Below are 12,588 nucleotides of genomic sequence, written 5' to 3'. Positions count from 1 at the left end.
AAATTCGGTCATGGCAAAAGCCTTCCCCAGATCATGGTTTTGTTCAGGCGATCGTGCGCCCTTCGACGCAGATACCGTAGAGCGAGGTCAGAAGCGAGGCACCGACCATGGTCACCACCCAGCCCACGGCAAGACCGTAGACCGTCGACAGCAGGGACAGGCTGTCCCCCGCGACGATATTGGGGATCATCACAAGGGTCATGCCCAGCACCGAGATCACCGCCAGCGCGAAGATCGCGCCGCTTTCGGCGCCGGTCGCCTGCCACGCGTTGTGCAGCGTCAGCTTGCGTCCCAGGGTCCCGGCGGGCAGGATCACGCCCAGCCTGAGAAAGACGTAAAGCACACCCGCCACCGTCGCCAGCACCAGCGGCAGCGTCGCGCCGGGCATCGAGGTCATCAGCAGCCCCGCCGGAATGGCCAGCGTGAACAGCGCAATCACCAGCAAGAGCGCGATCAGCACCGACCGCCCGAAGTACCCCAGCACGAGGTCGCCCCGGAACGGCGGCACCGGGCCGGCGGGGATCTCTTCCAGCAGCACGTAGCGGTGCCAGTTCACCGCGATCCACAGGCTGGCGATGGCAGCCGCGAATTGCAGGCAGAAGAAAAGGGCATAGGCCAGCGGGTCGACCTGGGGCAGGGCGCCACCCATGGTGGCGTCGATATCCGTCCCGACCTCCGTCGTGGCCAGAAGCGCGGGGTTCAGAAGCAAGAAGATCTGCGCCGCGATGTGGGCGCAATAGGGCACCGCAGAGATCCGGAAGGCCGCGTCGAGGTTGCGGAAAACCAGCCCCGCTGAATGGGTAAAGATATGCCAGCCGCGCATGTTCGACCTCCCTGCCGTGCCGGGGATGGCTACCACGTCGGGCGCGGGCGTCAACGGCCCAGCCTTGCCCAGCCCTTCAAAACCCGGTAATCCGCGCGCCGTATAGAAAGAGGATCCCCGACATGAGCGCGCCCAAGAAAGTTGTCCTGGCCTATTCCGGTGGCCTCGACACCTCGATCATCCTGAAATGGCTTCAGACCGAATACGGCTGCGAGGTGGTGACCTTCACCGCCGACCTCGGCCAGGGCGAAGAGCTGGAACCGGCGCGCAAGAAGGCCGAGCTGCTGGGGATCAAGCCCGAGAACATCTACATCGAGGACGTGCGCGAGGAATTCGTCCGCGATTTCGTCTTCCCGATGTTCCGCGCCAATGCGGTCTACGAAGGGCTTTACCTGCTGGGCACCTCGATTGCCCGCCCGCTGATTTCCAAGCGGCTGGTCGAGATCGCCGAAGAAGTCGGCGCTGATGCCATCGCGCACGGCGCAACCGGCAAGGGCAACGACCAGGTGCGTTTCGAACTCAGCGCCGCCGCGCTGAACCCCGACGTGAAATGCATCGCGCCGTGGCGCGAATGGGACCTGTCCTCGCGCACCAAGCTGCTGGAATTCGCCGAGCAGAACCAGATCCCGATCGCCAAGGACAAGCGCGGCGAGGCGCCGTTCAGCGTCGACGCGAACCTGCTGCACACCTCCTCCGAGGGCAAGGTGCTGGAAGATCCCGCCGTCATGGCGCCCGACTATGTCTTCCAGCGCACCGTCGCCCCCGAAGACGCGCCCGAGACGCCGGAATTCATCGAGATCACCTTTGAAAAGGGTGACGCCGTGGCGATCAACGGCGAGGCCATGTCGCCCGCCACGATCCTCACCGGGCTCAACGAGCTGGGCGGCAAGCACGGCTGCGGCTCGCCTCGACTTCGTCGAGAACCGCTTCGTCGGCATGAAGTCCCGCGGCATCTACGAGACCCCCGGCGGCACCGTCCTGCTGGAGGCCCATCGCGGCATCGAGCAGATCACGCTGGACAGCGGCGCGGGCCACCTGAAGGACAGCCTGATGCCGCGCTATGCCGAACTGATCTACAACGGCTTCTGGTTCTCGCCCGAGCGCGAGATGCTGCAGGCCGCCATCGACAAGTCGCAGGAACTGGTCTCGGGCACCGTCCGGCTGAAGCTGTACAAGGGGTCTGTGACCTGCGTTGGCCGCTGGTCCGACGCCTCGCTCTACTCCGAGGCGCATGTGACCTTCGAGGACGACGCCGGCGCCTACGATCAGAAGGACGCGGCGGGCTTCATCCAGCTGAACGCCCTGCGCCTGCGCCTTCTGGCCGCGCGCAAGCGGCGGTTGGGCTCCTGACGCCCAGCCTGTTACTTCGGCCAGCGCGACACCGGGCTGGCCGCCATGCTACAGTGTCGCCATGGCTGAGTTTCAGGAATTCGTCGGCGCGCAGGATGCCGTCTGGACCGACGTCCTGCGCGAGCTGCGCGCGGGACAGAAGACCTCGCACTGGATCTGGTGGGTCTTCCCGCAATTGCGCGCTTTGGGCCGCAGCCCGCGCGCCCTGCATTTCGGGCTGGCCGGTCTGGACGAGGCCGCAGCCTATCTTTCCCATCCGACCCTCGGCCCGCGCTTGCAGGATTGTACCGCGCTGTTGCTGACCCATGACGGCACCGACCCCGAGCGCATCCTTGGCCCTGTCGATGCGCTGAAAGTCCGCTCCTGCATGACCCTGTTCGAGGCGGTCCCGAAGGCGCCAGCGGCGTTTTCCACCGTTCTCGACCGGATGTATGGCGGCGCCCGCTGCCCCGTGACCACCCGGGCGCTGTCCCCCTGACAGCAGCCGCTTCACGCGCCTTACCCCCCTCACAGCCCGGTCACCTTGCGGTGAAACGGCGTTGCATCCGTTGCCAAACCGCCCCGCTGCATCACACCATCGGGGCAAAGGAGGACTCTCATGCGAACCCGTATCATCCGGGGCCTGACCGGCCTGTGCCTTTCGGCGCTGGCGATCTCGGCCCAGCCCAAAGCCGTACAAGCGGCAGAGCTTTACGTCGCCGGCGGCTGTTTCTGGTGTGTCGAGGCGGATTTCGAGAAGGTCAAAGGCGTGTCCGAGGTCGTGTCCGGCTACATGGGCGGGTCGCTGGCCAATCCGACCTACAAGCAGGTGACGCGCGGTGGCACCGGCCATTACGAGGCGGTGCGCATCGACTACGATCCGGCGCAGGTCTCTGCCCGGCAGCTGTATGATCTGTTCTTCCGCTCCGTCGATCCGCTGGACGCGGGTGGGCAGTTCTGTGACCGGGGCGACAGCTACCGGACCGCGATCTTCGCCGATGGCGCCGACCGGCAGGCCGCTCAGGCAGCCAAGGCCGCGGCCAGCAAGGCGCTTGGCAGGCAGGTGGTGACCCCGGTTCTGGACAGGGCACCCTTTTACGAGGCCGAGGACTACCATCAGGACTACTACAAGGGCACCAATACCGTGGTGACCCGCTTCGGCATCATCAAGCAAAGCGATGCCTACAAGCGCTATCGCACCGGCTGCGGACGGGACCAGCGGATCAGGGCGCTTTGGGGCAGCGCCGCGCCCTTTATCAACTAGGGCGCCCGGGCAGCAGGTTCGCGGCCTGCAGAGCGCCCCCGTCACGGCCCGAGGCCTCGGGGCCTCAGGCGGGCGGGTTGAAGGCCTGAACCTCCTTGAGGTCCGGGATCACATCCGCCGCACCCATGCGCGTGACCATCAGCGCCCCGGCCTTGGATGCCAGTCGGATGGCCTGTTCCATCGGCATGCCGCGATCCAGCCCGGCCATGACATAGCCGGTAAAGGTGTCGCCCGCGCCCGTGGTATCGACCGGGGACACCTTGAAGGCCGGAAAGCTCCGGGTCTCGCCGCTATCGGTGTTGTGCCAGCGGCAGCCCTTCGATCCCAGCGTCACGATGATGTCGCGCACCGGCAGAGAGGCCGCTTCTGTCCCCGTGGCCTCGGCCAGCTGCGCGGCCTCGACCTCGTTCAGGAACAGCAGGTCGAGCAGCGGCAGCACCTGCTGGACCGAGGCCGCGTCAAAGGGGGCGGCGGCATGGGCCACGCGCATCCCCCGCGCCGAGGCGCGTTCGGCGCCGATCCGCAGGGCGTTGGTCTCGTTCTGGAACAGGAAGCTGTCGGCCTCTGTCGCCTCTGTCAGGGCGCGAGCGATGTGGTCCTCGGTCAGGGCGCGATTGGCGCCGGGCAGGATGATGATATTGTTCTCGCCCGCGTCGTCGACGGCGATCACCGCATTGCCGGTGACATCGTCCACCGTGGCAACGGGGCGGGTGTCGACGCCGTATTCCATCAGCCGCTCGACCGCCCAGCGTCCGTCGGCCCCTACCGCGCCGATATGCAGGCAGCGGGCGCCCGCCCGGGCCGCGGCCACGGACATGTTGGCGCCCTTGCCGCCAAGGCCGCGGCTGAAAGAGCGCGCCGCCAGCGTTTCCCCGGCGCCGGGCAGGTGCGGCACGCGGTAGACGAGATCCGCGTTGATGGACCCGAGATTGAAGATGGCCATGGCGTATACTCCTGTGCGGCGGGTGGGTTGGAAACCCACCCTACGACAGTTCAGCCGACCTTGCAGGCGGCAAGAACGGCCATGTTCAGGATGTCGTTCGCGGTCGAGTTGGTCGAACAGATCTGGATCGACTTGTCGATGCCCGCAAGGATCGGCCCGATCACCGTGGCGCCCGCCATCTCCTGCATCAGCTTGACCGAGATCGAGGCCGAGTGCCGCGCCGGAACCACGAGGATGTTCGCCGGGCCGGACAGGCGCTGGAAGGGATAGCTTTCCTGCGCGCGGGTGTTCAGGGCCACGTCCACGGTCATCTCGCCCTCGTATTCGAAGGAGACGCCGCGCCGGTCCAGCACGCGGGGCGCGAGGTGCATCTTCTCGGCCCGCTCGGACACCGGGTAGCCGAAGGTCGAGAAGGACACGAAGGCGACGCGCGGCTCCAGCCCCAGGTGCCGGGCCACGCCCGCGGCGCTTTCCGCGATATTGGCAAGGTCGTTCTCGTCCGGCCATTCATGCACCAGCGTATCGGCGATCAGCACGATCCGCCCCTTGTGCAGCAGTGCCGTGATCCCCGCCGCGCCGTGTTTCGCATCGGCGTCGAAGACGTGGTTGATCAGCTCCATCGCATGGGCCGACTTGCGCGTGGCGCCGGTGATCAACCCGTCGCCATGGCCATGCGCCAGCATCAGCGCCGCGAAGACATGGCGGTCGCGCGCCGCAAGGCGGTGGATGTCCTGCCGGTCCATGCCCTTGCGCTGCAGCCGGGTGTAAAGGAAGTCCTTGTAGGTGTCGAAGTGGCGCGAATTGGCGGCGTTCACCACCTCGAGCTCGCGCACCGCATCGCCAAGGCCCGCGGCCTCCAGCTTGGCCTTCACGTCGCTTTCGCGGCCCACGACCAGCGCCTTGCCGAAACCGGACCGCTGGTAGGTCACCGCCGCCCGCAGCACGCGGGGGTCGTCGCCCTCGGCGAAGATTATCCGGGCCTGCGCGGCGCGGGCGCGACTGTTGATCGACCGCAGGATCGAGGCGGTCGGATCCATCCGCGACTTCAGCCCCAGCTCATAGCTGTCCATGTCCACGATGGGACGGCGCGCGGCGCCGGTCGCCATGCCCGCGCGCGCCACGGCGGGCGGGATGCGGTGGATCAGGCGCGGGTCGAAGGGCGTGGGGATGATGTAATCGCGCCCGAAGCTCAGCGATTTGCCATAGGCCAGCGCCACCTCGTCCGGTACGTCCTCGCGCGCCAGATCGGCCAGCGCCTGCGCGCAGGCGATCTTCATCTCGTCGTTGATGGCGCGGGCGTGGATGTCCAGCGCACCCCGGAAGAGATAGGGGAAGCCCAGCACGTTGTTGACCTGGTTCGGGTAGTCCGAGCGCCCGGTGGCGACGATGGCGTCGACGCGGACCTCATGCGCCTCTTCGGGCGTGATTTCCGGGTCGGGGTTGGCCATGGCGAAGATCACCGGGTTGTCGGCCATGCTGGCCACCATGTCCTGCGTGACCGCGCCCTTGGCCGAGACGCCAAGGAAGACGTCCGCGCCCTTCATCGCCTCTTCCAGCGTGCGCAGATCGGTGGCGACCGCATGGGCCGATTTCCACTGGTTCATGCCCTCGGTGCGGCCCTGGTAGATCACGCCCTTGGTGTCGCACATGATGCAGTTTTCGTGCCGCGCACCCATGGACTTCAGCAGTTCCGGGCAGGCGATCCCCGCCGCGCCGGCGCCGTTCAGGACGATCTTCACGTCCTCGATCTTCTTGTCCGACAGGTGCAGCGCGTTGATCAGCCCCGCCGCGCAGATCACCGCCGTGCCGTGCTGGTCGTCGTGGAAGACGGGGATGTCCATCTGCTCCTTGAGCGCCTGCTCGATGATGAAGCATTCCGGCGCCTTGATGTCTTCAAGGTTGATGCCGCCGAAGGTCGGCCCCATCAGCTTGACCGCCTTGATGAATTCCTCGGGGTCCTCGGTGTCCAGCTCGATATCGATCGAGTTCACATCGGCGAAGCGCTTGAACAGAACCGCCTTGCCCTCCATCACCGGCTTGCCGCCGAGCGCGCCGAGGTTGCCAAGACCCAGCACCGCCGTGCCGTTCGAGATCACGGCGACGAGGTTGCCCTTGTTGGTGTAGTCATAGGCCAGCTCCGGGTTCTCGGCGATGTCCTCGCAGGGGACGGCGACGCCGGGAGAATAGGCAAGGCTCAGATCCCGTTGCGTGGTCATGGGAACGGTGGCCTGCACCTCCCACTTGCCCGGGGTCGGTTCAAGGTGAAAGGCCAGCGCCTCTTCGCGTGTCAGCTTTACCTTGGCCATGCTCTCTCCTCTTCGTCGCGGCGGATTTTGCCTTAGCCCAAGGGGTCTTCGGGTACAACTGAATCCGGGGTTGCAGGGGTTTTTCGGCTTTCGGGCCGGGCGCCGCATTTGTAGGGTCGCGCCAATTCGCGACGGGGGACTGCATGACAACCGTGACGCCGATGATGGCGCAATATCTCGAGATCAAGGCACAGTATCCGGACGCCCTGCTGTTCTACCGCATGGGCGATTTCTACGAGATGTTCTTCGACGACGCCGTGGCCGCATCCGAAGCGCTGGACATCGCGCTGACCAAGCGCGGCAAGCACGACGGCGACGACATTCCCATGTGCGGCGTGCCGGTGCACGCGGTAGAGGGGTACTTGCTGACGCTGATCCGCAAGGGCTTTCGCGTCGCCGTGGGCGAGCAGCTGGAAAGCCCCGAAGAGGCGAAGAAACGCGGTTCGAAGTCGGTGGTGAAGCGCGACGTGGTGCGGCTGGTGACGCCCGGCACGCTGACCGAGGATTCGCTGCTGGAGGCGCGGCGGCACAACTACCTTGCCGCCCTGGGCGCGGTGCGCGACGATTTCGCGCTGGCCTGGTGCGACATCTCGACCGGGGCCTTCCACGTCATGCCGCTGTCGCGCGCACGCATCGGCGCGGAACTGGCGCGGCTGGCGCCGTCGGAACTGCTGCTGTCGGAGAAGATCGAAGAGGCGCTGCGCGAGGTGCTGGAGGATCTGGGGCTGGAGGCCACCGTTCTGGGCGCCGCCTCTTTCGATTCCGGCGCGGCGGAAGGGCGGCTTTGCGGGCTGTTCGGCGTGCAGGAGCTGACGGCCTTCGGCGATTTCGGGCGGGCCGATCTGTCGGCCATGGGTGCGCTGGTGGATTACCTGCACATCACGCAGAAGGGGCGGCTGCCGCTGTTGCAGCCGCCGCGTTCGGAAGCGGTCTCGCGCCTGATGCAGATCGACGCGGCGACCCGGCGCAACCTCGGAACTGACCTCCAGCCTTCAGGGCGGGCGGGCCGGGTCTTTGCTGTCGGTGATCGACCGCACCGTGACCGCCGGTGGCGCCCGCCTGCTGGAGCGGCGGGTGTCCTCGCCCTCGCGCGAGCTGGCCGTCATCCGCGAGCGGCTGGAGGCGGTGCAATGGGGCGTGGAATCCTCCGGCTCTGACGGGCTGCGCGACGCGCTGCGACGCGTGCCCGACGTCGACCGCGCGCTGTCGCGGCTGGGGCTGGACCGGGGCGGCCCGCGCGACCTTGCCGCCGTGCGCAACGCGCTGGCGCAGGCAGAGGCGCTGTCCGACCGGCTGACCGGTGAAAGCCTGCCGCCGCTGCTGGAGCGCAGCAAGGCAGAACTGGCCGGTTTCGACGACCTACTGGGCCTGCTGGACGCCGCCCTGATCGCCGAGCCGCCCCTGATGGTGCGCGACGGCGGCTTTGTCGCGCCGGGCTACGACGCGGCGCTGGATCAGGCGCGCACGCTGCGGGACGAGGGCAGGGGTGTCATCGCTCGTATGCAAGGTGAATACAGCGCCGAGACGGGCATTGGCTCGCTGAAGATCAAGCACAACAACGTGCTGGGCTACTTCATCGAGGTCACAGCCACCCATGCCGAGAAGATGCACGCCCTGTCCGAACGCTTCATCCACCGCCAGACCACCGCCAACCAGGTGCGGTTCACGACGGTGGAACTGTCGGATCTGGAAACGCGGATCCTGAATGCCGGGAACGAGGCGCTGGAGATCGAAAAGCGGCTCTACGAGGTGCTGAAGGCCGCGATCCTCGAACAGGCACCGGCGCTGTCGACACTGGCGCTGGCGCTGTCGGAATTCGACCTGACGCTGGGCCTGGCCGAACTGGCGCGGCAGCGTGACTGGTGCGCGCCGCAGGTGGACGACAGCCGCGCCTTTGCCATCGACGCCGGGCGCCACCCGGTGGTCGAGGCCGCGCTTCAGGCCAGCGGCACGCCCTTCATCGCCAATGATTGCGGGCTGAGCGCCGAGGGCGAGGCCGCCGCCGTAACCCTGCTGACCGGCCCAAACATGGCCGGTAAGTCGACCTACCTGCGGCAGAACGCGCTGATCGCGCTGCTGGCGCAGATGGGCTCCTTTGTCCCGGCGCGCGCCGCGCATATCGGCATCGTCAGTCAGATCTTCAGCCGCGTCGGCGCCTCGGACGATCTGGCGCGCGGGCGCTCGACTTTCATGGTCGAGATGGTCGAAACGGCGGCGATCCTCAATCAGGCCGATGCACGGGCGCTGGTGATCCTCGACGAGATCGGGCGCGGCACGGCGACCTATGACGGACTGTCGATCGCCTGGGCCACGCTGGAACATCTGCACGAGGTCAACCGCGTGCGCGGGCTCTTCGCGACGCATTACCACGAGATGACCGTGCTGGCGGGCAGGCTGAAGGGCGTGAAGAACGCCACCGTCGCCGTCAAGGAATGGGAGGGCGAGGTGATCTTCCTGCACGAGGTGCGCGAGGGCGCGGCGGACCGGTCTTACGGCGTGCAGGTGGCGCAGCTGGCGGGGCTGCCCAAGCCGGTGATCGCGCGCGCGCGGGACGTGCTGGAGGCGCTGGAAAAGGGCGAACGCGACAGCGCCTCGCCCATGGCGCTGATCGACGAGCTGCCGCTGTTCAGCGCGGCGTCGCAGCGCGAGGCGCCGAAGAGCGTTTCCCGTGAAACATCCGAAGTCGAAGAGCGTCTGGCGCAGTTGCAGCCGGACGAGATGACCCCGCGCGAGGCGATGGACGCGCTTTACGCGCTGAAGGGTCTTCTGAAATGAAAAAGCCGGGCGTCAGCCCGGCTTTCGGTTCTGTGCGATCTGGCCCGGCTTAGCTGGCGGGCATCGAGCTGACGCCGACCTGCGCGGGGCGCAGCAGGCGGTCATACAGCAGGAAGCCTTCGGCAGAGACCTGAATGATCTCGCCCGCCTTGGTGCCCGGCACCGGGGCCTCGAACATGGCCTCGTGCTCTTTCGGGTCGAAGCGGTCGCCGACCTCGGGGGCAATGCGGGTGACGCCGTGGCGGTCGAAGACCTTCAGCAGCTCTTTCAGCGTCAGTTCCACGCCCTCGACCAGCGCCGCCGAGGCGCCGCTTTCATCCTCTTTCGCGGCCACCAGCGCGCGGTTGAGGTTGTCGTAGACCGGCAGCAGGTCCCGCGCGATGCGGCTGCCGCCATAGGCCTGCGCCTCGCGGCGGTCCTTGTCGGCCCGCTTGCGCGCGTTTTCGGCATCGGCCAGCGCCCGCATGAAGCGGTCCTTGTAATCGTCGCGCTCGGCCCGGAGCGTATCCAGTTCCAGCGCCTCTTCGTCGATCTCTTCCGTCAGACCCGCCGATTCCTCGGCCTCTGCCGTGTCGATGTCATCCAGAAAATCGTCTTTGTTCGCGTCTGCCATGCTTCACCTCTGACTCTGCCCGGACAGCAGGCGTCCGACCAGTTGGGCCGTGTAATCCACGATGGGAACGATGCGCCCGTAGTTGAGGCGCGTGGGTCCGATGACCCCAACCGCGCCGATGATCTTTCGGTCCGCGTTCATATATGGAGAGACCACCAAAGAGGAACCCGAAAGTGAGAAAAGTTTGTTCTCGGACCCGATAAAAATGCGGACCCCTTCGCCCTCGTCGGTCAGTTCCGGGAACTCGGCGATATCGCGCTTGCGCTCGAGGTCGTCAAACAGGCTGCGGATGCGGTCCAGCTCTTCCTCGGCGGATTCGTCGCCCAGCAGATCTGCCCGGCCCCGCACGATCAGCCGTTCGGTGCTGTGGCCCGGCTGATCCCAGACGGCGATGCCCGCGTCGATCAGGTCGGCGGCCAGCGTGTCCAGCTCCTGACGGCGGCGGGCAATCTCGGAGGCCATGACCCGGCGCAGGTCCGACAGGGTCCGGCCCTCCAGCAGGGCGTTCACGAAATTCGCCGCCTCGCGCATCGAGGACGGCGTCTGCCCGGGCGGCGGCGTGAAGACGCGGTTTTCCACATGGCCGTCGGCAAAGACGATCACCACCAGCGCGCGGTCCTGCGCAAGGCTGACGAACTCGATATGCTTCAGCGGCGCCTCGTGTTTCGGCGTCAGCACCAGCGACGCGCCCTGCGTGACCCCCGACAGGGCAGAGCCGACCTGATCCAGCAGCCCGCCCACGTCGCCCAGATTGGTCCCGGCGGTGGCGTCCAGCTTGACCCGATCCTCGTCATCGAGGTCGCGCACTTCCAGCAGGCTGTCGACGAACATGCGCAGGCCCAGATGCGTCGGCACACGCCCGGCAGAGACATGCGGGCTGTCGAGCAGGCCAAGGAATTCGAGGTCCTGCATGACATTGCGGATGGTCGCGGCAGAGACCTTTTCCGACAGACTGCGCGTCAGGGTCCGCGAGCCCACCGGCTCGCCGTTTTCCAGATAGCCCTCGACCACGCGGCGAAACACCTCGCGCGAACGGTCGTTCATCTGGGACAGGATTTCCGCTCTTTCTTTCATCGCTCGCCTCGTCTTGCTGTCATTAAAGACGGGTCATGGGCCGCGTCAATCGGGGTTGCACCGGGGGCAGGGCCGGGATTATCCCGAGTTAGCTCAAGGAAGGACATGACATGCGTACCGTCAGGACGAGATTTAAGCGAAATGCGCGCGGTTTCAATCGAGACCAACGTGACCAAGCACGCCGAAGGGTCGTGCCTGATCAAGATGGGCGACACCCATGTGCTGTGCACCGCCTCTCTGGAAGAGCGGGTTCCCCCGTTTATCAAGGGCTCTGGCCAGTGGCTGGGTGACGGCGGAATACGGCATGCTGCCGCGTTCGACCTCGTCGCGGATGCGGCGCGAGGCCGCATCGGGCAAGCAGGGCGGGCGCACGGTGGAGATCCAGCGCCTGATCGGCCGCGCGCTGCGCGCCGGTGTCGACCGCAACGCGCTTGGCGAACGCCAGATCACCGTCGACTGCGACGTGATCCAGTGCCGATGGCGGCACCCGCTGCGCCGCGATCACCGGCGGCTGGGTGGCCCTGCGGCTGGCGGTGAACAAGCTGCTGAAGGCGCGTGACATCGTGACCGACCCGCTGATCTCGCCGGTCGCGGCGGTCAGCTGCGGCATCTATGCCGGGCAGCCGGTGCTGGACCTCGACTACCCCGAGGACAGCGAGGCGGGCGTCGACGGCAACTTCATCCTGCGCGGCGACGGGTCCCTGATCGAGGTGCAGATGAGCGCCGAGGGCTCTGTCTTCAGCCGCGACCAGATGGGCCAGCTGATGGATCTGGCCGAGAAGGGTGTGCAGGAGCTGGTTCAGGCACAGCTGGCGGCGACCGCATGACACGGCGGTTTCAGGGCGACCGGCTTCTGGTCGCCACCCACAACAAGGGCAAGCTGGAAGAGATCGCCGACCTGCTGAAACCCTACGGGGTTTCGGTGGTGGGCGCGGCAGAGATGAACCTGCCCGAACCGGTCGAAGACGGCACCACCTTTGTCGAGAACGCCCGGACCAAGGCCCATGCGGCGGCCCGGGCCACCGGCCTTCCCGCGCTGTCGGACGATTCCGGCATCGAGATCGACGCGCTGGACAAGGCACCGGGCGTCTACACGGCGGATTGGGCGGAAACGCCCAATGGCCGGGACTTCGTGATGGCCATGACCAAGTCGCACGACAAGCTGGTGCAAAGCGGCGCACCGCAGCCCTGGACGGCGCGGTTTTGCTGTACGCTGGTGCTGGCATGGCCCGACGGCCACGACGAGGTCTTTCCGGGCGTGATGGAAGGGCAGGTGGTCTGGCCCATGCGCGGCGATCAGGGCCACGGCTACGACCCGATCTTCCAGCCCCAGGGCTACGACGTGACCTTCGGCGAGATGGATCGCTGGGAAAAGAACCGCATCAGCCATCGCGCCGATGCCTTCCGCAAATTCGTGGCGGGCTGCTTTGCCTGAAACCTGGCAAATCGGGGGCTTTGGCC

General features: G+C 66.7%; 8 protein-coding genes and 3 pseudogenes. 6 read left to right on the top strand and 5 right to left on the bottom strand.

Annotation, left to right across the window (positions count from 1 at the left end; all coding sequences use genetic code 11):
* Positions 1–43: 43 nt before the first annotated feature.
* Positions 44–823 (bottom strand): hypothetical protein, encoded by a 780-nt coding sequence (locus tag ABFB10_RS09540; RefSeq protein WP_347166337.1) that lies wholly within the window; start codon positions 821–823, stop codon positions 44–46.
* A gap of 122 nt (positions 824–945) precedes the next feature.
* Between ABFB10_RS09540 and ABFB10_RS09535 the strand changes: the two are divergent.
* The 3 genes and pseudogenes from ABFB10_RS09535 to msrA all read left to right on the top strand — a co-directional run bounded on the left by ABFB10_RS09535 (position 946) and on the right by msrA (position 3,416).
* Positions 946–2,173 (top strand): annotated as a pseudogene (locus ABFB10_RS09535) (argininosuccinate synthase).
* Between the two features lie 61 nt (positions 2,174–2,234).
* Positions 2,235–2,651, top strand: a complete 417-nt coding sequence (locus tag ABFB10_RS09530; RefSeq protein WP_347166336.1) for a DUF1810 domain-containing protein — start codon at positions 2,235–2,237, stop codon at positions 2,649–2,651.
* Between the two features lie 120 nt (positions 2,652–2,771).
* Positions 2,772–3,416, top strand: a complete 645-nt coding sequence (msrA, locus tag ABFB10_RS09525) for a peptide-methionine (S)-S-oxide reductase MsrA (protein WP_347166335.1) — start codon at positions 2,772–2,774, stop codon at positions 3,414–3,416.
* A gap of 64 nt (positions 3,417–3,480) precedes the next feature.
* Here msrA and ABFB10_RS09520 read toward each other — a convergent pair whose 3' ends face one another.
* Together ABFB10_RS09520 and ABFB10_RS09515 are read right to left on the bottom strand one after the other, a co-directional pair.
* Positions 3,481–4,359: a ribokinase gene (locus ABFB10_RS09520; RefSeq protein ID WP_347166334.1), complete on the bottom strand. Its 879-nt coding sequence runs from the start codon at positions 4,357–4,359 to the stop codon at positions 3,481–3,483.
* Positions 4,360–4,409: 50 nt separating this feature from the next.
* On the bottom strand, positions 4,410–6,665 hold the full coding sequence (locus ABFB10_RS09515) for an NADP-dependent malic enzyme (protein WP_347166333.1): 2,256 nt from the start codon (positions 6,663–6,665) through the stop codon (positions 4,410–4,412).
* A 143-nt stretch (positions 6,666–6,808) separates the two neighbouring features.
* On the opposite strand from ABFB10_RS09515, the pseudogene mutS reads away from it, so the two are divergent.
* Positions 6,809–9,440: pseudogene (mutS, locus tag ABFB10_RS09510) on the top strand (DNA mismatch repair protein MutS).
* Positions 9,441–9,489: 49 nt separating this feature from the next.
* Here the strand turns inward: mutS and ABFB10_RS09505 are convergent.
* Both ABFB10_RS09505 and hrcA read right to left on the bottom strand, forming a co-directional pair.
* Positions 9,490–10,053, bottom strand: a complete 564-nt coding sequence (locus ABFB10_RS09505) for a nucleotide exchange factor GrpE (protein ID WP_347166332.1) — start codon at positions 10,051–10,053, stop codon at positions 9,490–9,492.
* Positions 10,054–10,056: 3 nt separating this feature from the next.
* Positions 10,057–11,127 (bottom strand): heat-inducible transcriptional repressor HrcA, encoded by a 1,071-nt coding sequence (gene hrcA / locus ABFB10_RS09500; RefSeq protein WP_347166331.1) that lies wholly within the window; start codon positions 11,125–11,127, stop codon positions 10,057–10,059.
* A gap of 105 nt (positions 11,128–11,232) precedes the next feature.
* On the opposite strand from hrcA, the pseudogene rph reads away from it, so the two are divergent.
* Together rph and rdgB are read left to right on the top strand one after the other, a co-directional pair.
* A pseudogene (rph, locus tag ABFB10_RS09495) lies at positions 11,233–11,954 on the top strand (ribonuclease PH).
* Positions 11,951–12,562, top strand: a complete 612-nt coding sequence (gene rdgB / locus ABFB10_RS09490) for an RdgB/HAM1 family non-canonical purine NTP pyrophosphatase (protein ID WP_347166330.1) — start codon at positions 11,951–11,953, stop codon at positions 12,560–12,562. Before rph ends, rdgB begins: the two are co-directional and overlap by 4 nt.
* Positions 12,563–12,588: the final 26 nt, after the last annotated feature.

Source organism: Ponticoccus litoralis, assembly GCF_039769985.1.
GTDB lineage: Bacteria > Pseudomonadota > Alphaproteobacteria > Rhodobacterales > Rhodobacteraceae > Ponticoccus > Ponticoccus litoralis.
This window is presented reverse-complemented; position numbering and strand designations above follow the sequence as displayed.

Excerpts from the sequence above, each read along its gene's own strand:
- ABFB10_RS09540 (WP_347166337.1), bottom strand. The coding sequence starts at position 823 with ATGCGCGGCTGGCATATCTTTACCCATTCAGCGGGGCTGGTTTTCCGC.
- ABFB10_RS09530 (WP_347166336.1), top strand. The coding sequence starts at position 2,235 with ATGGCTGAGTTTCAGGAATTCGTCGGCGCGCAGGATGCCGTCTGGACC.
- msrA (WP_347166335.1), top strand. The coding sequence starts at position 2,772 with ATGCGAACCCGTATCATCCGGGGCCTGACCGGCCTGTGCCTTTCGGCG.
- ABFB10_RS09520 (WP_347166334.1), bottom strand. The coding sequence starts at position 4,359 with ATGGCCATCTTCAATCTCGGGTCCATCAACGCGGATCTCGTCTACCGC.
- ABFB10_RS09515 (WP_347166333.1), bottom strand. The coding sequence starts at position 6,665 with ATGGCCAAGGTAAAGCTGACACGCGAAGAGGCGCTGGCCTTTCACCTT.
- ABFB10_RS09505 (WP_347166332.1), bottom strand. The coding sequence starts at position 10,053 with ATGGCAGACGCGAACAAAGACGATTTTCTGGATGACATCGACACGGCA.
- hrcA (WP_347166331.1), bottom strand. The coding sequence starts at position 11,127 with ATGAAAGAAAGAGCGGAAATCCTGTCCCAGATGAACGACCGTTCGCGC.
- rdgB (WP_347166330.1), top strand. The coding sequence starts at position 11,951 with ATGACACGGCGGTTTCAGGGCGACCGGCTTCTGGTCGCCACCCACAAC.